This window comes from Commensalibacter sp. M0133, from assembly GCF_016101485.1.
Classification (GTDB): domain Bacteria; phylum Pseudomonadota; class Alphaproteobacteria; order Acetobacterales; family Acetobacteraceae; genus Commensalibacter; species Commensalibacter melissae.
This window is the reverse complement of sequence record NZ_JACFQI010000001.1, coordinates 599372-620248: the sequence shown is the minus strand read 5'-3', so window position 1 is coordinate 620248 and position 20877 is coordinate 599372. Positions and strand designations below refer to the sequence as shown.

Here is a 20877-nt window from a genome sequence, read left to right as displayed (position 1 = left end):
TATTACCAGTTAATTTTTGTTTATTTATAAGTTAAAATCAAAGATTATGATAGAGACTAACCTTATTTAATACTGTTATTCTCATAATAGAATAAAAAAAATGTATAACGCACGAAATTTTAAACTAAAAAAAATTGTATTAATTAATTTTTGACCATTCTTCTGTTTATAAAGTGACATTTGTTTATGACAAATTATAAGCTGTTGATAAAATTGGGTATGGATTACATATCCGAGGGAAAATTTCAAGAAGCGGATCAAGCTTTCTTTGAAATTTTAGAAAGCAATCCTGATGAACCAGATGCATTATATGGGCGCGCACTTGTTTTTTATATGGCCAAAAGGTTTGATCTATCTATAGGTTTCGCAGGTAGGGCCGTCCAACTTTTGTCCAAACCTGAATATTATGTAATTCTTGGGAAAGCGCTGCATTGTCAGGGTCATTTAAATGAGGCTAAATCAGCTTTAAAAAGTGCAATTATTTTACAACCATCCGATGATCGGGCATTAAACGCTATAGCAAGAGTTTATAACGATTTAGATGATTATACACGTGCCGAACAGGCATTTAAGCAGGCGGTTGAATTACAACAGAAGACATTCAATTATTGGAATGATTTGATCGATTTTTATTGGGATCGGCATTTTTATGAAACAGCTTTGTCGGTTGCACAGGAATCTGTCAGGAATAATCCAGGAGAAATAGATTTTCTATTCAAACTTGCATTGGTTTTGCAGGCGTTAAATTTGTTGGATGAAGCTGTTATTGTTTATAAGAAAATTATTCATTTAAAACATGATGATTACGGTGCCTATGCTAATTTAGGGGGGATATTATTTCAATTAAATCAAATTGATGAAGCCAAACATTATTTGGAAAAAGCATTTGATAAGCAGAATGACAATTCAGAATGTCAGGTTAATTTGTCCCTTGTTTATATGGCAGAGGGATCATTGCTGAAATCTCTAAAGTTACTGAAGAAGGTTTATGACAAATTTCCGGCAGATCTGAAAATAGGCTTGAATTTAGGTACGTTATTTTTTGAATTAGGAATGATTGACGAGGCTGAAAAACTGTATATTAGATTGTTTCATGATGATGATTTACATTTTTTGTCAGAGGAAGATCAGAACAGAATAAAATATAATTTGTCATCGATATTATTGGCTAAGTGTCAATTTAAAAAAGGCTGGAGACTTATGGAATCTCGTCATCCTCTACTTGAAATTGCTCCAGAATATTCTGATATACCTTTTTGGGACGGGAAAGCGCTAAAAGGCACATTGCTGATAAGATCAGAACAGGGATTGGGGGATATTCTTCAGTTTATCCGGTATCTACCATATTTAGATAAAAACCTTTATATAATTTTGGAAGTTCCTTTACCAGTATATCGATTGGTTGGATTGGTTATTGTTCAACAAGAATTAAATAATATTTGTAAAGTTATTGTAAAAGGGGAGGAAATTAATCAGCCAATTGATTTCCAGGCAAGATTAATGAGTTTGCCCTATTTGTTAGATATCAATTTCATTCCAATTATGCCTACAGTTATTCTTGATAAAACAAATGAAATAGTTTTGCATGAAAACAAATTTCATGTTGGAATTTGTTGGGCAGGTAGTCCGGATTATCGATTTGACCGGATAAGGTCTATATCTTTTAAATTATTATCAACGTTATTTTCAATTCAACATGTGATTTTTCAATCTTTACAAATGAATTTTTCTCAGAAATTACTTGATAAATATAAAATATTGACTTTACCACAGGGTGATTTACTTGATACAGCCATAATTATGCAGAAAATGGACTTGATCATAACAGTTGATACTGTAATAGCGCATCTTGCCGGTATTTTAGGTAAAGAGACCTGGCTTTTAAACCGTTATGGTGGGGACTGGCGATGGTACAATCAAAGTCCCGATATACCAAAAAAAAATTTGTGGTATCCAACTTTGACATTATTTAAACAAGAAAAAGCGGGGAATGGGGAAGAGAGCTGGCAAGCTGTCATTGATAAGGTAAAACTTGCATTGGAAAAAAAAGTAAGTAAATTTATAAATTGATATTCTCTGACTGAGGTTGATGTTGTGTTACCTTAGATTTTTCAGATTGTTGACCAGTAATTTTTTCTTCAGCTTGGTATAGTTTTTGAAGAATAGCGTCTCTTATGAGAGACAATTTGGTTTTATCTTGAATTTTTAGACCAAACGCGTCTTTAACATAGAAAACATCCACGGCTCTAATACCATAAGTTGTAATATGAGCGGAACTTATCTGTAGATTTTGTTCCTTAATAGTCTTTGTCACATCATAAAGTAAACCAATCCGGTCACGTCCATTGATTTCAATGACGGTAAAACTGTTAGAAGCCTGATTATCTATAACTACACGGGGAGGGACATGAATTGCCCGCATACGTCTTCCATATAACAGGTGATGGGAATAATTATATATGCATTGTTCTATGTCTGTTTTCTGTTCGAGAGTTGAATGTATTAATTCCTCAACTCTTTTCAGACGGTGGGGTTCATCAAAAACATCTTTGGAGGCGTTTTGTATCCAGAATGTATCAAGAATCATGCCATTTGTGAGGGTGTGAATTCGTGCATCCACAATGGATGCCCCAGCAATCGATAGGGCACCTGCGATTTTTGAAAATAAACCGGAGTGATCCTGTGTATAGATGGTGACTTCTGTGACACCACGGTCATGAATGGGATGGGTATGGACCGTTAGGGGAGAGCTTGCTTGATTCGCTTTTGTAATTATTTCCGCGTGGCGCAAATATGTGTCTTGATCAAAAGATAGCCAATAACTGGCATATCCCAGCTTGATAAAATCATCAATTTCCCATGAATTGAATTCTTTGCTATTCAACAGGTTGGTGATACTATCTTTACTCTGGTGGACTCGGGTATCTTGTTCAGCAGTTGCAAGACTTCCTTCTAAAACCTCGGATATTCGATTGTAAAGTTCGACTAAAAGGGTGGCTTTCCATGCATTCCAAACTTTATCGTTAACGGCACGAATATCAGAAACGGTTAGTAAAAATAATAAACGAAGACGTTCTGGAGATTGAATGGTATCAACCAGATCCAAAATTGTTTTTGGATCATCGATATCGCGTTGAAATGCAGTACTGCTTAAAAGCAGGTGATGAAGGATAAGCCAGGAAACGGTATCTGATTCATCGGCTGACATATGCAATCTTGCACAAATATTAACCGCCATTTGAGAACCAAGTTCAGAATGATCTGAACCTTTGCCTTTGCCTGAATCATGAAGAAGGGTGGCAAGATATAATGCCCGTCGTGACTGTAATCCCTGAATGAGTTTGTAGGCAAAATGCAAATCCTCGGGATAATATCCTGCTTCGAGTAGCGCCAAAAGTTTGACAGCTTCAATACTATGTTGATCAACGGTAAATACATGATAGGTATCAAATTGCATCTGTCCCACCATATGACGCCATTCAGGAATGAACTGACCCAATACACCTGTTGTATTAAGGATTTGCAGCCAATGAAAATTATATTGTTCGTCCGAGACTGGGTCAAACGGAACAGCTATCTGACGTTCATTTTTATTCTGGCTTAGACGTTTATAGCGTGCCTTTGAAGTAAGTACTTTCGGTATATCGCATAACAGATCAAGGAAAATATGGGAAGCCTCTTTGTCCCCACGTAATAGGTTGGTCTGTCGTTCCGCTCTGATCATTTGATGAATTGCCAGAGGATGAATGGCACGTTTTTGGGTCTGGGCAATCTTAAGCATCCGCATCATGTAAATGGGCTGATTGTCAAATGAAATTTTTGGCGTTGGAAAAAGCTGGTTTTCTAAAAGGGCAAAACCGGTATGTTCAAGAAATTTATTGTTTTGGTAATCGGTTATTTTGAGCCGTTGGGCATGAAGATATAAAGCCGCCTCGATAACATAGGTTAAACGCGTTATTTCGCGGGCCGTAAGAAAATAATGTCGCATAAATCGTTCAACACCGACTTGTTGTCCATGTCGTGTGTATCCCATCCTCCCCCCAATGATGGGCTGCATATCAAAAGTCAATCGGTCTTCAGCTCGTCCTGCGATATAGTGCAACTGAAAACGAACCGTCCATAAAAAATTATGCGCTCTCCTTAAACGTCGAACCTCTTGTTCATTCAGTACATTCAAGGATCCAATATATGGATTGATGAAAATATTGTCCTGCTGATTTAACCCGAGGATATAGCGGCATTCCCAATGAATTGTCTGTAAGTCTCTTAGTCCTCCCAAACCTTCTTTGATATTAGGTTCAACTAGATACGGAGTTTCTCCAAATTTTTTGTACCTGTTTTTTTTCTCTTTACGCTTTTCCTGAATATAACGAACATCACCCACGGTTTCATGGGTCCTTTTGAATTCAATACTAAATTGGTTGAAAAGTTTCTGATCTCCGCTTACAAAACGTGAATCAAGTAAAGTGGTCAAAATGGTTATGTCTTTTTGTGCTGTTGAAAGACATTCCGAAATGGAACGTGTGGCATGACCAACTTTTAACCCTAAATCCCAAAGAAAATATAAAAATTGTTCAATCGTATTGAGCAGATTGCTTGAGGGACGCTCAGACGTTAAAAAAAGAAGGTCAATATCACTGAACGGGGCAAGGGCCTTTCTTCCATATCCACCTGTCGCGACCAATGCTATGGAATGTGTGGCGATATCTGTGGAGGGTAAGGTTTTATAGATAAAATCAAATATAACGGTAATTAAACCGTCAATATATTCGGCCAATTCCGTGGCGGCTTTCAGTCCTGGAATTTTGGATATCTCAAATTCGGATTGAATTTGTGTCTGGATGCGCCCGAGATGACGTCTGAAAATCTGAAGCAATTCCTCTCTGGATAAATCTGGATTATTATTTAAAATCTTTTGAACGTAATTGCGAAGAGATTCTGTCGCTTTTTCAGGGTTAGAGGAGAAATTAAGTAAAGATTGCTTCAATTTATTTAACCAATTTCATAATAGAATAAAGGGCATTTACAGATAATAATTAAAAAAAAATCATCATCTATCAATAACTTTTTTTAGTTTATAAAGAATATTTATGGCATCCATTGGAGTGATTTGATCAGGATTGATTTCCATAAAGGCAGTTTCTATTTCATTAAGCATTTTTCGTTTTTCAGTATCAAAATTTACTTGGGAATGATCCTGATTTCCAACCGTTGCATCAGTGTCTGATAGAGGAAGTGAGATTTGGGAACCATACTGTTGCGTTTCAAGAGTTTGTAAAACCGATTTTGCCCTGTTTAACGTTGTTGTTGGAACTCCTGCTAACTGTGCGACATGAATACCCCAACTATGTTCGGCTGCGCCAGGCACTACCTCATATTGGAAAATTATGGAACCTTTCCATTCTTTAATTTTCATGGTAAAATTTTGTATAAATGGCAAATGATGGGTCAATTGTGATAATTCATGAAAATGTGTGGCAAAAATTGTACGACATTGTATAGTATTATGCAAGGTTTCTAATATAGCCCAAGCGATGGCCAATCCATCCAGAGTTGAAGTTCCTCTTCCTATTTCATCAATTACAACAAGAGAACGGGGACCAGCCTGATTTAGAATTGAAGCTGCCTCGGTCATTTCAACCATAAAGGTTGATCGGCCATTGGCAAGGTCATCAGAGGCACCCACCCTTGAGAACAGGCGATCGACAATTCCAATTTCGGCATTTGTTGCAGGTAAGGGCAAACCACTTTGTGCAAGAATGACGTTTAGGGCGACTTGTCTTAGGAATGTTGATTTTCCGGCCATGTTAGGACCTGTAAGCAGCATAACCCTTTTATTGTTGGATAAATTGCAGGAATTGGGTGTAAACTTATCAGGTTTTTGTAACGCGGCCTCAACAACTGGATGGCGTGCGTTTTTAAGTGTGAAGCGTGTATCATTGGTTAAAGTTGGTACACACCATTCTTGCGAGGAATAAAGCGTCGCACATGCCTGTAAAACATCAATGACAGCAATGGCGTTTGCCAGAAGCGGCAAATCCCTTTCTCGTAACGCTTCCTCAATCAGCTTATCAAAAAGCATCTTTTCATATTCTGCAGAAATGGAGGAAGCTTCAAGGATCTTTGTATTTAAGATATTTAATTCGTCGGTTGTATAACGTGCAAGATTAACTGTTCCCTGTCTTAAAATCAGTTCTGGACAATCTTTTAATTTTGCGGCTGCAGTACGACTGAGCTCAATGATATATCCCAATTGGTTGCTAAATCGAATCTTTAATGTGGGGATATCATATTTTTTGCAGTATTTTTGTTGCAAATCAATAATTATTTGCCGGCTTTGCTGATGAAGATGACGGTAAGTGTCAAGCTTTTCATCATAACCCTCTTTGATAATTGAACCCTCTTCCAGTTTAAGGGGAGGATTTTCCATCAAGGCTTTGGTTAAATTTTCAAGAAGGATGTTTCCTGATAAAAGACAATGCTTGATTTTATGGATATAAGGTGGAGTTCGATCAGTTTTTTTTTCGTATTTCGACAAGATTTGTGCTATTTTTCTGGCAACATGCAAACCGTTTCGTATGGATGCCAGATCACGGGGAGAACCTCTGCCGACCGAAATTCGACCCAGAGAACGAGCAATGTCTGGCGAACCTTTCAGGGTCTGGCGTAGAAGGGTTAGAAGCTGTGTATTTTGATATAGATAAATCCATCCTTTTTGTCGGGCTTCAATTTTATCGATTTCAGTCAGGGGTGACGACAGCCAATTTGCCAACATTCTTGAACCTGGTGCCGTAATGGCACGGTTAATGCTGGAAAATAGGGTAAATTGGTTGTTGCCGGCATTATTTTCAAGAATTTCAAGACTGTTTCTCGTTGCTTGATCAATAGCTAGGATTGATTCGTATTTTTGTGATTGAGGACGTGATAATTGTGGAATTCTACCATTTTGTGTTTGGCCAATATAGGTGATCAGTTCATATCCAGCAATAATTTCTTCATTTTTGAAATCACCTAGTGCGGATAAGGAGTTGATATTGAATAAAGTCGCAAGTTGTTTTTGAGCAATCTTGATATTACTGATTTCATTCAATATTGTTTGACGATTTTCATACGAATTTAGATATAATTGATTGGGTGCCAAGATTTCAGAGGGATTGATACGGGCTAAAAAATCATCTAATTGAAAGGATTTGAAATAGCTAGTTTCAAAAATTCCTGTTGAGATATCAATCCATGCCGCTCCCAGATTGGAGGAATTTTTTTTAAGGTCAGGGATGATACAAAGGATATAATTTGGTTGAGAAGCGTTTAATAATTCATCTTCGGTCAGGGTTCCTGGAGTGATTAAACGTATAACAGCTCTTGAAAGCGGGCCTTTTTGATTTTTTCCTCTGTTTTTTGGACTTTCTGTTTGTTCAGCAACAGCAACCTTGAATCCTTTTTTAATGAGACGAGCAAGATAGGTTGCAGCAGTACCAACGGGAACACCACACATGGGAATTGGCTGTCCGGCATGGGTACCACGAGCAGTCAGGGCAATATCGAGTGCATTTGCCGCCGCTTCTGCATCATGAAAGAACAGTTCAAAAAAATCACCCATTCTAAAGAAAAGAAGGGCATCAGGATGTTCTTTTTTAAGAGAAAACCATTGTGCCATTACGGGTGTGGCACCTTTTGCAGAAGGAAGTGTCATATATACCTGTTTAAACTGCTTTTTAATTTATCGTTTCAAAATTCTTTGTTTGACTTTTAGGCAAGTCGAATTCAAATCAATGATATTAAGAATGTGAAGAATTCCTCCATAAACAAGTCCGCCTGTTAATACTAAAATAGAAAGATCTATTATACGAAATAAAATTGGGTTTTTAATTATATTTTGAAAGAAAATCATTTCTGTCAAAAATATGCTCAAACTCATGATGAATGCGGCAACAATCATATAAATGATACGTTTTATTATAGAAACTGGTAGGTAAAACGCATCTTTCTTCCATAAAATGAAAGCAAGGGCCCCGACATTAGCAATGGCCGCAATACTGCTTGCCAGAGGGGGGCCCATATGGGCAAGAGGATACATGAATATAAGATTCAGGATGAAATTCAACAAAAGGGTGAATATACCGATTTTTACAGGAGTAGATGTATCACCACGGGCAAAAAAACCAGGAGATAAAACCTTGACAAGGATAAAGGCTGGAAGGCCAACTGTATAGGTCCGTAAGGATTGAGCTGATTTACAGACAGCGTCAAGATTAAAAGCACCATGACCAAATAAAGTTGAAATTATAAGAGGGGCCAAGGTAAATAAACCAAAAGCTGCAGGAAGTGTCAAAAGCAAACAATAATCAAGAGTTTTATTTTGAATGGATAAGGCAGCTTCTTTATTTCCGGTATTAAGCTCTTTTGTCAATAGGGGTAATAGGGTTGTTCCTGCAGCAGCCCCCAGAACACCAAGGGGTAGCTGATTAATTCGGTCAGCAAAATACATGACTGAAACGCTACCGGTCGGTAACAAGGTGGCGATGATTGTATCAATGGTTAAATTGATCTGTGTGATGCCACTTCCAATAATACCGGGGGTCATCTTCCTAAAGAGTTTTTTGATACTTGGACTTAATTTTGGTCGATGGAAAAGGATAGTGATCCCAGCTTTTCTTGCCGCTAACCATAAAATGCCAAACTGGGCCACTCCTGAAATTGTAACTCCCCATGCTGCAGCCCATGCTGCGTTTGGCATAAAAGGGGTTAGCCAGAGCAGCGCTGCAATTCCAAATATATTAAAACTGACATAAGCAGCAGCGGCAATGCTGAAATGATGTAAACTGTTCAAAACACCAGCCAATAAAGCTGCCCCACAGATTAAGATCATGTAGGGAAAGGTGATACGGCTTAAAATAATGGCTTCATGATAACGATTTTTATCGGTGGTAAAACCTGGAGCTATGATGTGAAGCAGCTGGGGCATAAAAATTTCACCCAGTAAGGTAAAAATCAACAAGATGAATATAAGAATATTGAACGATTCATTTGCAAATTTCTTAGCCTCGTTGATATTTTTCTTATCAAGAGTTAGGGTGAATAAGGGGACAAAAGCGGCGTTAAAAGCGCCTTCACCAAATAAACGGCGAAACATGTTTGGTAACCTAAAGGCAACCTGATAGGCATCCTGTAAAGAACCGGCCCCAAGAAAGGCGGCAAGCAGTTGATCCCGAACCAGTCCCAGAAGACGGCTTAACATGGTCCATCCACTGACTGTTAAAAGATTTTTAAACATTGAAACCTTTACCAAGGTGAAGGTGTTTTATAAAACAATATTATTTAGTTATTATCAGATTTATAAATCATAGGCTACACGTTCAACCGCATTAATAAATCTCTTGGATGAAGGACGTGTTAAACATGAATACCAAGATGACAACTTACCCTGACGGCTTATAATATATTTATAGAAATTCCATCTTGGTTTTGATATATACCCTCCTGCCTTATTTAGCCATTGAAAAAGTGGAATGGCCTGTTTTCCCTTTACATGGCTTTTTTGGGCCAGAATAAAATCAATACGATAACGCTTAAGACAAAAATTCCTGATTTCTTCATTTGTTTCAAACTCTTGATTGCCGAAATCACCGGAAGGAATGGCGATAATATTCAAATCCCAATTTCTAAAATAAAGCCATAAATCCTGCAAATCTTCATATTGAGGCGTAAATTTACAATGAGACGCGGTATTGATAATTAATAAAGGCTTACCCTGAAATTTACCAAGGTTAATACTTTCTCCTGTAGAAGAGGATATAGTTAAATCATAGAGTGATGTGGTCATTATATATGTTATGGATTCAGTTTCGTTGACAAGATTTTTAAAATTTTTTTTATTATATTAAATATTATTTCAAATATAAATGTTTATTTATTCGAAAGGAATGGGACGGGACATCAATCTTTCCTTTGCTTGATGAATGGTGATTTTATCACTTAATATGGCGGCGACTGTTTCAATAATTGGAACGTCAATATGATGGTTTTGCGCTCTTTTAAGTAAGGCGGGAGTGGTTGTAACGCCTTCTGTCACGACAGTTCTTTCTTTTAGGATGGCGTCAAGTTTTTTTCCATTACCTAACTCGATTCCTAATGAATAGTTTCTAGATGACGTTCCCGTGCATGTCAAAATCATGTCACCCAATCCAGCCAATCCTGATAATGTTCTTGGAGATCCTCCCAATCCGAGACTGAGTCTCGAGAGTTCGCTAATACCACGGGTTATTAGCGAAGCACGGGCATTTTCCCCCAAACCGGCCCCAATTGCCGCTCCTGCGGCAATTGCAAATATGTTTTTTGCAGCACCGCCAATTTGAACACCAATGGGATCATCGTTTTTATAAAAACGAAAATTAAAAGTTGAAATTTTATCTGAAATTACCTGAGCCATTTGTATGTTTTCAGACGCGATAACACTGGCTGTTGGTAAATTTGCTGCTACTTCGTGAGCAAAATTTGGGCCTGACAAAATGGCAATATTCTGTTTTGGCACAAATTCTTCAATTATTTCTGATGGAAATTTAAGGGTTTGCTGTTCTACACCTTTGCAACAAACAATAATCGGACATTGTAAACTACTGATATTCGGTAGAATGGAGCGGATAAATTGAAGGGGTACTGCCAAAAAAATAAGATCGGCCCTCTTTGGAAATGAATTATGGACCTGAATACTATCTGGTAAAGGGAATTTTTTTAATCTTGAAAGTGTTTTTGTACTTGGATCGGGAAGCTCTTTTCTACTCCATAAATATACGTTGGCATTTGTACGAGCAACATGAATGGCAAGGGCTATTCCCCAAGCGCCGGCACCAATGACAGCAATTGATTTCTTCATGTTTCATAATCCTTCAAATAATAAAAGACTTAGTGTTCAAAACGAGACTTCATTTCAGACAAAGGCCAACGTGGACGAGGTATCAAATCAATGTCGTTTGGAATAAAATTATTTGTAATGGTCTTTTTTAAAATTTCAATTGCTGCCCATCCAATCATAACTGCGTTATCCGTACAATAACGAATTGGAGGTGCTATAAATTCCATATTATATTGACTGGCAAGTCTCATTAGATGAAACTTTAAATATTGGTTGGCCGCAACCCCACCAGCTGTCGCAAGAATTTTGGTTTTAGGGGCCATTTGAATGGCATTCTCTAATCTGTTGATAATGGTATCCGTTATAGTTTTCTGGAAACTCGCCGCAATGTCAGCTGCCAAAGAGCGTGGCAAGCAAGATAAGTCCTTATAGGGTTCTAGTAAATTAGCCACTGCCGTTTTAAGTCCGGAAAATGAGAAGTCACATCCGTCACGGCCATATAAAGGATGAGGCATGATGAATGCATTTTCATTTCCCTCTTTTGCCAAGGTTTCAAGGGCTGGACCACCAGGCCAGGGAAGTCCAAGCATTTTTGCAACTTTATCAAAAGCCTCGCCAGCCGCATCATCAATAGTACCTCCCAAATGCTGATATTTACCGACATCGCCAACATAGATACATTGACAATGGCCACCTGATGTTAAAAATAATAGATAGGGAAATTCTATTTTCTTGCTTGAAATATCCGGTAAACGGACGGTAAGGGCATGAGCCTCGATGTGATTGATACCAATAAAGGGAATTTTTTTTGAAAGTGCCAGACCTTTTGCAAAACTGCTGCCAACAATCACCCCACCAATTAAACCGGGTCCGCAGGTTGCGGCAATGGCATCAATTTGACACCAAGAAACTTTTGCCTCATCCAACAATGAATTTACCAAAGAAGGAAGATGGTGCATATGAGCACGGGCAGCTATTTCTGGTACCACACCACCAAAATGAACATGTTCCTTTTGTGAATGAACCTTTTCTCCCAAAACCATTCCGTCCGAACGAATGATTGCGCATGCTGTATCATCACAAGAAGATTCAATAGCCAGAATTTTAAAGCAGTTATTTGTTTTTATACGTGTTTGGTGTATGGATATCATAATGAATATTTTTCTTTTAAAGAGAATATGAGCATAAATATAGATAAAGTATATTTTTATGGATATCAAAAACATAGTACATATTGCTTCAAATCCTAATTTACAACGGGTTGCCGCCAAGGCTGCGGAATTACAGAAAGCAAACTATATTAAAGCCCATGGAAAAAGAGGACTGCCCCTGCGAGTAGGAACCAGGGGTTCTCCTTTGGCTTTGGTCCAGACTCGTAATTTTCTCACATTATTGACACAATTCTGCCCTTTATTACGTCAGATTGGGGCGTTTCAGGAATTTCAAATTCATACTTCAGGAGATCGCATACAGGATCGACGTTTGGCTGAAATCGGTGGCAAGGGATTATTTGCCAAGGAAATTCATGAACAGCTGTTGGAAGGGAATATTGATTTTGCTGTCCATAGCCTTAAAGATCTAGAAACAGACCTGCCCAAAGGTCTTGTTTTGGCATGTACGCTAAAAAGACAAGATGCGAGGGATGCTTTAATTGTTAGAAGTGAATATCAACCCATTGATTCTAAAAATCCATTTGATGTTTTACCAAAAGGCGCGTTGATCGGGTCTTCTTCCGTACGACGTCAGGCTCAATTGCTGCATTATAGACCTGATTTGAAATTTGGATTGTTGAGGGGTAATATTCAGACACGTTTGGATAAAATTACCTCAAAACAATTTGATGCAACTTTTCTTGCTGCTGCAGGATTGCAAAGACTGGATATGGAGCATCGAATTGATGTTTTGATTGATCCCTCAATTATGGTTCCAGCGGCGGGTCAAGGTATTGTTGGAATCACAGTTAGAGAAAAGGACACAGAATTGCTTGAAATGCTTTCGGCAATTGAAAATAGGGAGGCAAAGGCGGTATCCAGCGCTGAACGTGCCTTGCTGGCTGAGCTTGATGGATCTTGTCGAACACCAATTGGCGGGTATGCAAGGGTTGTTTCTTTTCCGGGTCAGGAAGAACGGTTGCATTTAACGGGATTGGTTGCAAGAGAAGACGGTTCTTTTTTAATCAAAAAAGATGTTATAGGAACCCTGGAAGAAGCTGAATTGATCGGTCATGAGTTAGGTAAACAATTGCGTAAAGATAGTCCGAATGATATTTTTGAGTCTTGAAATTGGGTGACAAGCAAAAAAATTATGTTGTAATAACTCGGCCAGAACCAGGGTTGAGTGAAACGATTTTAAAGGTTCAGAAATTGGGATGGAAAACATTAGCCTTACCCTTGATGAATGTTAATCAATTGTCTGTTGAATTTACCAATATTGATCAAATTCAGGCTATTTTGTTTACAAGCCGCCAAGCCATCATTTCTACGGTAAGATTATTTATTCGGCAAGATATAAGATATAGGGATATCCCTGTTTTTGCTGTTGGCGATATAACTGCGCATGATGCTAAAATTGCTGGTTTTGAAAAGGTTCAAAGTGCGCATAAAGATTCGAACGCTTTGAATGATTTAATTCAAAGGGAATTGTTTCCCAAACAAGGCGGTTTATTGTTTCCTGTAGGAAAAGGGCAGGGAAAAAAATTGATTTCCAATTTACAAAATTCTGGTTTCAAAATGATTGTGGAAGAAGTGTACGAAACCAGACGAAAAGATTTTATACCTTTTTCTTTTATTGAGAAACTCAAACAGGGGGAAATTAATACAATTCTATTTTTCTCTTCGGAAACAGCCCTGTTTTTTAAGGATCTTCTATATGAAGAGTATAGATATTTGCTTAACCAGATTTATGCTATTGCAATAAGTGAAAAAGTGAAAAAGGTATTGGAGAATTTTCAGTGGAAAGGGATTGTCGTTGCGGATCATCCCTCTACTGAATCCATGCTTTATCTTATAAAGTGATAGCATGCTCAAAATTATGCATGACCTGCCTCGGTATGTGTTTGGGCTGCCTGTTGTTGTTTATTTTGCCATAAAGAAACAAAATCTATGGGTTGTAGAACAACGGGTGGAAACCCTCCATCTCGTGTAACTTCACTTATAATATTTCGTGCATAAGGGAAAATCAAACGAGGAACTTCGACAAGAAGAATGGGTTCAATCAATTCTTCTGGCGGATTATTCAGGGTTACAACAGCACAGTAGATAAGTTCCGCAATAAAAATTGTGCGACTGGTACCTTCATTTTGTTTTTGTGCCTCTACAGCGTCAATTTTAATTTTTAAACTGACCTCATAAACTCCGTTTTCATTTAATCGGTTGGCATTTGTGTCAATTGAAACCGATATTTGGGGAGCCTCTTGCAAACTTGCGAAAATGGCAGCTCCGTGAGGGACTTCAAATGAAAGATCTTTTGTAAACTGGATATTAAGGGTTAATGGAAGGGAAGGGGGTGTTCCTTCTGTTTGATTGCTCGATACCGTATTTGTTGAGTCAGTCATTATATTCTCTATATATTCTTTATTCTTAATTTAAAAATTTTTAAATTTTCATATAACATAAATTTTATCATTAAATAAAACGATTTATACTAATTAAACTTATAATAAAAAAACAAGAGGCAGTTTAAAAATTGAAATAATTAAATAAAATAATTTGTTTTTAATGTTTTAAATGATCATAAAAGAATATAGTAAATAACTTCAATATAGGTTCAAGTTAACAGGTTAAAAGATGGATTTTTCTGTAGGTGATATTCCCGTAGATATTATAATATTTTCCTTGATAGCGATTTTTCTGATTCTCCGTTTGCGAAGCGTATTAGGGAAAAAAACTGGATTTGAGAAACATGAAGCCATTTCCTTGACAGTTAAAGCACCAGCTTTTTTATCAAATACAAAAAATAAACCCGTACAGCCAGCAGTAGCACCTGTACCCAAGGTTAATTATGAAATACCGGCTGCCAATAGTGAATTAGGACAGACTTTACAAAAAATTAGCGCGCTCGATTCAACTTTTGTTCCACAAAAATTTGTGGCAGGCACTGAAATAGTATTTCGTAAAATTCTAACTGCATTCGCTAATGCAGACTTAAATAGTCTTGGGTCAATGTTGACATCAGATGCCTATTCTTCATTTGAAAGGGCCATTAAAAAACGTCAAGAGGCACACGAAATTCAAAAAATTGAAATCAAAGCAATTTGTTCGATCGCTATAACAAAAGCTGAGATTAAATCTGAAGTTGATCCTAAAAAAGCATTGATTGAGGTTAAGATCATTTCCGATCAACTGAATTGTATATTTGATAAAAAGAAAGAACCTGTAGTTGGTACGGAATCTGTGACGGAATTTATTGATTTCTGGTTATTTGAACGTGTATTAGGAATGAATGGTCAGGATATTTCCTGGCGTTTAAAATCAACTCGTACAGGAACTTGAATTTAATAGGCTTGTTATGAAACGTTTTGTTCGTGCAATATCGATATCCCTTGGGATATGTCTGACCGCTTGTGTACAGGAAGGTCAGGAAAAACTGTCAGAATTCTATCCCGTTTCCTATCAGGTATTACAAGGATGGAATCAGGAAAACCACTCACAAATTTTGACAGTTTTTCGTCAAACCTGTAGGCAGATAAGAAAATTGCCAGCTACCACTTATCTTGGAGGAGTCAGCGGTTTGCCAGGAAGTCAGACTAAGGATTGGATTCCAGTTTGTATTGCTGCGGAACAGATTGATATCAAACAACCTCTACAAGTGAAAAATTTTTTTGAACAATGGCTGCAACCCTATCAATATTCCTATAGAATTCAAAAAGGAAAGGTGACAGGATATTATGAACCAGAAATTGAAGGGTCAACTGTAAAAACAGGCAATTATCAAGTACCTGTATATACACGTCCCAACGATCTGAAAGCGCGTAAAACTGTTGATGGTCAAATTCAGTATGGTCACATGCAGAATAATCAATTCATTCCCTACTACACACGTGCTGAAATTGACAGAGGGGCATTAAACGGTAAAAATCTTGAAATTGTATGGTTAAAAAATTCGGCAGATCTGTTTTTTATGCAAATTCAAGGATCAGGCCGGATTTTGTTACCGGACGGTAAAATTTTACGTCTGGCTTATGCCGGCAAGAATGGACAACCCTATACACCATTAGGAAAAATCCTTATTGACAAAGGATATATGAATTCTGATGCAATCAATATTTATTCATTGAGGACGTGGTTATTCAACCATCCTGATCAAGCACTCTCCCTGATGGAAGAAAATAAAAATTACGTTTTCTTTAAAATTTTAAATAATCAAATTCTTGATGAAGGACCAAAAGGTGCTTTTAATGTTAGTTTAAGTGCAGGTCGATCTGCTGCTGTTGATAAAAAATGGATACCGTTGGGTAGTCCTTTATGGATTGAAACCCTAATGCCTGAACCTGGACATCAGGATAAAAGGTCATGGAAACATATGGTCTTTGCCCATGACTTGGGCGGGGATATTCATGGAATGAACCGGCTGGACCTATTCACCGGATGGGGTAAGACCGCTGAATGGTATGCGGGGCTGATGAATGAAAAAGGAAAGATATATCTTTTGTTGCCCCGTCAGTTTTCCCATTCCAATCAGTCAGTTCCTGCATCAGTGAAGCGATAATCAAGTGAGATTTTAGGTGTCTTTACGTAAAAAGACCAAAGTTCAAATAAAACAGGAACTTTTATTACGTCCATATAGCTTCAGGGTTGATAGGCATACTATTATTAGGGGGGATTGTTTAACGGTTTTGCAAAAAATGAAAGACCGTTCCGTAGATGTTTTTATTACCTCTCCTCCATATAACCTTGGTATAGTCTATAGCGCTTATCAGGATAAAAAGGGAGAGGCAGAATATCTCGATTGGCTTGAAAAAATCTGTTTTGAAATTAAAAGAGTCATGAAGGATGATGCTTCGTTTTTTTTGAATATTGCCGGATCATCATCAAATCCTTGGTTGCCATTTGAACTGATTGTCCGATTGAGAAAAATTTTCATATTGCAAAATCACATAGAATGGGTGAAGTCTATTTCAATAGGTGAGGAAAGTTACGGTCATTTCAAACCTGTAGTCAGCAAACGATTTCTGCATCGCAATCATGAATATATATTCCATTTGACGAAAACTGGAATCGTGCAGTTAAATCGTCTCAATGTAGGGGTTCCATATAAGGATAAGTCCAATATTGCTAGACGATCTCATACGTATGATTTACGTTGTCGAGGTGATGTATGGTTTATTCCCTATGACACGATTAGAAAAAAATCGGAAAAATTCAATCATCCTGGAACTTTTCCAATTGCGTTGCCCCAAATGTGTCTAAGGTTGCATGGAAGAAAAAATCCAGTTGTAGTGGATCCGTTTATGGGTACAGGAACTACTTTATTGGCAGCCCATTATGAAGGGGGAAGGGCCATAGGAATGGATATTGATAAAAATTATGTAAAAATTGCCAAAGAAAGGTTGGAAAAAGCCGTATTGACCAAATAAAAGATAAATTCTGATTTATTATTAATTCAAAACTTGATATTTTTTTTGAAATTCTAAAGATTTATAAAAATTCTAGGTTATGTATTGTTTGGAAAACAGTGGATGAAAAAACTTATTTTAATGCTTCTGGTGGTTTTTGCCATCGTTTATGGAGGGGTTGTTACGTATTTAACCCGTTATGATCATTCTACAGCCCCTAGTTTGTCAGATAGTTCACCATTGCGTCACGATAAAATGGCGATGGATGCTTTTAATGTTTTAAGGGAAGCCCGTTGTGATTACTGTCATACGCAAAAAGTGGATATGCCTTTCTATTTCAAGATACCTGTGGCAAATCAGTTGATGCAAAGTGATCGCACAAAGGGACTGGAAAATTTTCATCTTGAACCCGTTCTTGATGCGATGAATAAAGGCGAGCCAGTTGATAATGTTTCCCTGTCTCGTATAGAATTCGTAATGCAACGAAATCTAATGCCGCCATCACTGTATTTGTTAATGCACTGGCATGCACGACTTTCAGCTGAGCAACGGGATACCGTGATTAAATGGATCAAGCGTGAACGTAGACAAAGTTACGCAACATCAGGTGTTGCAGAACAATTTGCTGATGAACCCATTCAACCTATTCCTGAATCTTTAGAGGTCGATGCCAAAAAGGTTGCCCTGGGAGAAAAACTGTTTTTCGAAAAACGTTTGTCTGGTGACAATACCCTTACCTGTGCTTCATGCCATGATCTGAAAAAGGGCGGGGTGGATAATCTTGTAACAGCAACCGGGATTAATGGTCAAAAAGGTCCTATCAATGTACCCACCGTATATAATTCTGTATTCAATCACACCCAGTTTTGGGACGGAAGAGCCAGCGATCTGATGGCACAGGCTGCAGGGCCCGTAATGAACCCGATTGAAATGGGATCAAAAAAATGGGAGGAAGTTGCTGACAAATTACGTAAAGACCCTTCATATGAAAAAGATTTCATGAATGTCTATAACAGCCCCGTAATTGACCAGAAAACAATAACAGAAGCGATTGCAGAATATGAAAAAACCTTGATTACGCCAGACAGTCCCTTCGATATGTATTTGAAGGGTATAGATAGTGCGATTAGTGAACGGGCTAAACATGGATATCAAGTTTTTAAGAATATCGGTTGCGCAAGTTGCCATAATGGAGTCGGTGTTGGTGGAGCATCTTTTGCCAAAATGGGATTGCAACGTGATTTTTTCCAGGATCGTCTAAACAAAGCCTTGACAAATGCGGATTTTGGCCGATTTAACTTTACACATGATCAAAATGATCGTTTCTTCTTTAAGATTCCCTTATTACGCAATATTGCCTTGACCGCGCCTTATTTTCACGATGGCAGTGCGAAAACCCTAAAAGAGGCTGTTATTGAAATGGTTAAATATCAAACTCCTGATCATCAAATTCCAGATCAGGATGTTGATGATATTGTAGAATTCCTGAAATCATTAACAGGAAAATATCAAGGTCAATCCATTGATAAAATGAATCCATAATTTCAAGCTAGTTTATTTGTTTAACCTTTCACCTGTTAAAACGGGTGAAAGGTTTTTTGTTGTGATAAGATAAGGGTAAATGAAAGAGGATTATTTTGAAAAAAAGACAGCTTAGTAAAGAGGAACGAATATTATGGGATAATTTTACATATTCAATTAAAAAATCTGCAAAACGGGATAGATTAATATATATAAAAAATGATCTTGCTTCATTTTTCATGTCTCAAAAACAAACGAATGAAAATAATTTCAAACAGACGAACAATATTAAGAAAATAGTGCTGAATGAAAATTCCTTGTTCATACAGCATTATAAACTTTTTAAAGCTCATAAGAATCAATTAGATAATAAAAATGATTCTTTCATGGCAATTGGACAGAAACAACCCGGACTGGATAAAAATACCTGGAAGAAGTTTCAGAATGGCGAGTTAAAATCCCAATGGAGATTAGATTTACACGGTTTTACAGCACATCATGCATTTTTAGCCTTGGAAAATTTTATTTTAAATGCCTATAGACAACAAATAAGATGTATCGAAATTATAACAGGTGTTGGAAATCTATCCCAAGGTGGTGGTATACTCAAAAGAGAATTACCTCATTGGTTAAATCGTCCTTATATACATTCAATGATACTTGCAACTTCCTATGTGTCTGCCACGAATAATGGAGCGGTTAGAATTCTATTGAAAAAAAGGCGTTAGATTTTTTTTCAATTTTCCCATTGGGAAATCTTCAAGGATAACCAGCGTCTCAATGCCAAAGTTGCTGTAGCAGAGGGAATCAATTTTGAAAAATTATCAATTGTTTTTAAACTATTTTGAGTGACAATATTGTTGGCATGTACAATTGATTGAAAATAAGGATTATCAGTGATTTTTTCGAAATTCAAACGCCATTTTGTAACAAGCGCTGAAGGGGTCAGCATGGGCAAGAAAACGGCAAAATTAATTCTGGCTGCAAGGGCAAGGGTTTGCCATATTTCAAATAATGTGTTGCCTGTGCGATAATGGGGCAATTTCGTGTATAGACTTGAAAAAGAAGGGCTATACGAGGATTCCTGATCAAATGAAAAAAAGATATGAAATCCCTCGGCCAACAATTTTGGCAGTTCTGCAAACCCCTCAGGGGAATCTATCTGTAATATATCTATTGTTCGGTTACGTAACGCTTCTATTCCAGTTGATAACGTTGTAATTCCGATTACGGGTTTAGTACTGATTTGTAAAAGTTCAATTCCCAATAATGTTGGAAGTTCTTTTCCAATAAGGGTGGAGACTCCAACTTTCATTGTTCTATTCTTTAAAAGATCAGGAATAGAGTTGTGAAAAGGTTGTCTCGATATGACAATAATTGGAGTGATGGTTGAAAATACAGGTATCCAATGTTGATAATCAAAATGAACACGCGGATCAGCGGCCAAGGCTGCGATAATTGCAGATCCAGAAGTTATCAATGCGATCGAGCCGTCTTGGGTTAATCTTGTATCGAATAAATTTGATGCTGTTACACTATCATAACCAGTTGTGAATTGCAGAGATAACAAAGGGTTACTCTCGATATTCTGTTTAAATAAATCTGCTAGTGTGCTGGAAAATTGACCTATTCGACTTTCTTTTGTACCACCCACGATAAGTGAATAGTCATCTTTACCATCTTTAGTAGGGTCAACCGTTGATAAAACTTCATTAGCCTTAATAGGCAATGAGGGTAGAGCTGTTGTCATACCTGTCAGAGATAAAAATTTAAGTAGATGTCGTCTGGATATCGATAAAGACATGAAGGATTGCTTTATAGAATATTATTTTTTTAAGAGGAAAAAACAAGTAAATCATTAATAAAAAACATGACTGGTTTTATTTTACATGGAATTGTAGCAATATAAAGGCGAAATTGTTATTTATTATACTATTTATAATTTTTTTGA

The 20877-nt window shown here is 37.3% G+C and carries 16 protein-coding genes; 8 read left to right on the top strand and 8 right to left on the bottom strand.

Features of this window, described 5'->3' with window-relative positions:
• Positions 1–186: 186 nt before the first annotated feature.
• Positions 187–2070, top strand: coding sequence for a lipopolysaccharide assembly protein LapB (locus H3T46_RS02810; RefSeq protein WP_198197341.1), 1884 nt, complete (start codon positions 187–189; stop codon positions 2068–2070).
• On the opposite strand, the gene H3T46_RS02805 is transcribed toward H3T46_RS02810, so the two are convergent.
• The 6 genes from H3T46_RS02805 to tsaD form a co-directional block, all read right to left on the bottom strand.
• Positions 2060–4987, bottom strand: coding sequence for a [protein-PII] uridylyltransferase (locus H3T46_RS02805; protein WP_198185197.1), 2928 nt, complete (start codon positions 4985–4987; stop codon positions 2060–2062). The two genes, H3T46_RS02810 and H3T46_RS02805, sit on opposite strands and share 11 nt — an antisense overlap.
• A 63-nt stretch (positions 4988–5050) precedes the next feature.
• Positions 5051–7693: a DNA mismatch repair protein MutS gene (gene mutS, locus H3T46_RS02800; RefSeq protein WP_198197340.1), complete on the bottom strand. Its 2643-nt coding sequence runs from the start codon at positions 7691–7693 to the stop codon at positions 5051–5053.
• A 27-nt stretch (positions 7694–7720) separates the two neighbouring features.
• A complete protein-coding gene (murJ, locus tag H3T46_RS02795) occupies positions 7721–9274 on the bottom strand; it encodes a murein biosynthesis integral membrane protein MurJ (RefSeq protein ID WP_198197339.1) in 1554 nt (517 codons plus the stop codon).
• A gap of 60 nt (positions 9275–9334) precedes the next feature.
• Positions 9335–9823: a glutathione peroxidase gene (locus tag H3T46_RS02790; RefSeq protein ID WP_122123753.1), complete on the bottom strand. Its 489-nt coding sequence runs from the start codon at positions 9821–9823 to the stop codon at positions 9335–9337.
• 87 nt (positions 9824–9910) lie between these two features.
• On the bottom strand, positions 9911–10873 hold the full coding sequence (locus tag H3T46_RS02785; protein ID WP_155580553.1) for an NAD(P)H-dependent glycerol-3-phosphate dehydrogenase: 963 nt from the start codon (positions 10871–10873) through the stop codon (positions 9911–9913).
• Positions 10874–10902: 29 nt separating this feature from the next.
• Positions 10903–12003: a tRNA (adenosine(37)-N6)-threonylcarbamoyltransferase complex transferase subunit TsaD gene (gene tsaD / locus H3T46_RS02780; RefSeq protein WP_155580552.1), complete on the bottom strand. Its 1101-nt coding sequence runs from the start codon at positions 12001–12003 to the stop codon at positions 10903–10905.
• Between the two features lie 58 nt (positions 12004–12061).
• Here tsaD and hemC point away from each other — a divergent pair, with 58 nt between their 5' ends.
• Both hemC and H3T46_RS02770 read left to right on the top strand, forming a co-directional pair.
• Entirely contained in the window at positions 12062–13132 is a 1071-nt protein-coding gene (hemC, locus tag H3T46_RS02775) for a hydroxymethylbilane synthase (protein WP_122123750.1), read from the top strand.
• A 2-nt stretch (positions 13133–13134) separates the two neighbouring features.
• Positions 13135–13866, top strand: coding sequence for a uroporphyrinogen-III synthase (locus H3T46_RS02770; RefSeq protein ID WP_155580550.1), 732 nt, complete (start codon positions 13135–13137; stop codon positions 13864–13866).
• Between the two features lie 14 nt (positions 13867–13880).
• Here H3T46_RS02770 and secB read toward each other — a convergent pair whose 3' ends face one another.
• A complete protein-coding gene (secB, locus tag H3T46_RS02765; RefSeq protein ID WP_122123748.1) occupies positions 13881–14405 on the bottom strand; it encodes a protein-export chaperone SecB in 525 nt (174 codons plus the stop codon).
• Positions 14406–14637: 232 nt separating this feature from the next.
• On the opposite strand from secB, the gene H3T46_RS02760 reads away from it, so the two are divergent.
• From H3T46_RS02760 to H3T46_RS02740, 5 genes are all read left to right on the top strand, one after another.
• Complete coding sequence (locus H3T46_RS02760; protein WP_155580549.1) at positions 14638–15342, top strand: Tim44/TimA family putative adaptor protein; 705 nt, start codon at positions 14638–14640, stop codon at positions 15340–15342.
• Between the two features lie 16 nt (positions 15343–15358).
• Positions 15359–16558, top strand: coding sequence for a murein transglycosylase A (locus tag H3T46_RS02755; RefSeq protein WP_198185202.1), 1200 nt, complete (start codon positions 15359–15361; stop codon positions 16556–16558).
• 46 nt (positions 16559–16604) lie between these two features.
• Positions 16605–17426, top strand: coding sequence for a site-specific DNA-methyltransferase (locus H3T46_RS02750; RefSeq protein WP_347400635.1), 822 nt, complete (start codon positions 16605–16607; stop codon positions 17424–17426).
• A gap of 102 nt (positions 17427–17528) precedes the next feature.
• Entirely contained in the window at positions 17529–18947 is a 1419-nt protein-coding gene (locus tag H3T46_RS02745) for a cytochrome-c peroxidase (protein WP_198197338.1), read from the top strand.
• A 218-nt stretch (positions 18948–19165) separates the two neighbouring features.
• The gene (locus H3T46_RS02740) at positions 19166–19654 is read left to right on the top strand and encodes a Smr/MutS family protein (RefSeq protein ID WP_155566956.1); all 489 of its coding nucleotides are present in this window, start codon (positions 19166–19168) and stop codon (positions 19652–19654) included.
• A gap of 8 nt (positions 19655–19662) precedes the next feature.
• Here H3T46_RS02740 and H3T46_RS02735 read toward each other — a convergent pair whose 3' ends face one another.
• The gene (locus H3T46_RS02735; protein ID WP_110438204.1) at positions 19663–20730 is read right to left on the bottom strand and encodes a hypothetical protein; all 1068 of its coding nucleotides are present in this window, start codon (positions 20728–20730) and stop codon (positions 19663–19665) included.
• Positions 20731–20877 lie beyond the last annotated feature (147 nt).

Excerpts from the sequence above, each read along its gene's own strand:
- murJ (WP_198197339.1), bottom strand. The coding sequence starts at position 9,274 with ATGTTTAAAAATCTTTTAACAGTCAGTGGATGGACCATGTTAAGCCGT.
- H3T46_RS02740 (WP_155566956.1), top strand. The coding sequence starts at position 19,166 with ATGTCTCAAAAACAAACGAATGAAAATAATTTCAAACAGACGAACAAT.
- H3T46_RS02760 (WP_155580549.1), top strand. The coding sequence starts at position 14,638 with ATGGATTTTTCTGTAGGTGATATTCCCGTAGATATTATAATATTTTCC.
- hemC (WP_122123750.1), top strand. The coding sequence starts at position 12,062 with ATGGATATCAAAAACATAGTACATATTGCTTCAAATCCTAATTTACAA.
- H3T46_RS02785 (WP_155580553.1), bottom strand. The coding sequence starts at position 10,873 with ATGAAGAAATCAATTGCTGTCATTGGTGCCGGCGCTTGGGGAATAGCC.
- mutS (WP_198197340.1), bottom strand. The coding sequence starts at position 7,693 with ATGACACTTCCTTCTGCAAAAGGTGCCACACCCGTAATGGCACAATGG.
- secB (WP_122123748.1), bottom strand. The coding sequence starts at position 14,405 with ATGACTGACTCAACAAATACGGTATCGAGCAATCAAACAGAAGGAACA.
- H3T46_RS02790 (WP_122123753.1), bottom strand. The coding sequence starts at position 9,823 with ATGACCACATCACTCTATGATTTAACTATATCCTCTTCTACAGGAGAA.
- H3T46_RS02755 (WP_198185202.1), top strand. The coding sequence starts at position 15,359 with ATGAAACGTTTTGTTCGTGCAATATCGATATCCCTTGGGATATGTCTG.
- H3T46_RS02735 (WP_110438204.1), bottom strand. The coding sequence starts at position 20,730 with ATGTCTTTATCGATATCCAGACGACATCTACTTAAATTTTTATCTCTG.
- H3T46_RS02810 (WP_198197341.1), top strand. The coding sequence starts at position 187 with ATGACAAATTATAAGCTGTTGATAAAATTGGGTATGGATTACATATCC.
- tsaD (WP_155580552.1), bottom strand. The coding sequence starts at position 12,003 with ATGATATCCATACACCAAACACGTATAAAAACAAATAACTGCTTTAAA.
- H3T46_RS02745 (WP_198197338.1), top strand. The coding sequence starts at position 17,529 with ATGAAAAAACTTATTTTAATGCTTCTGGTGGTTTTTGCCATCGTTTAT.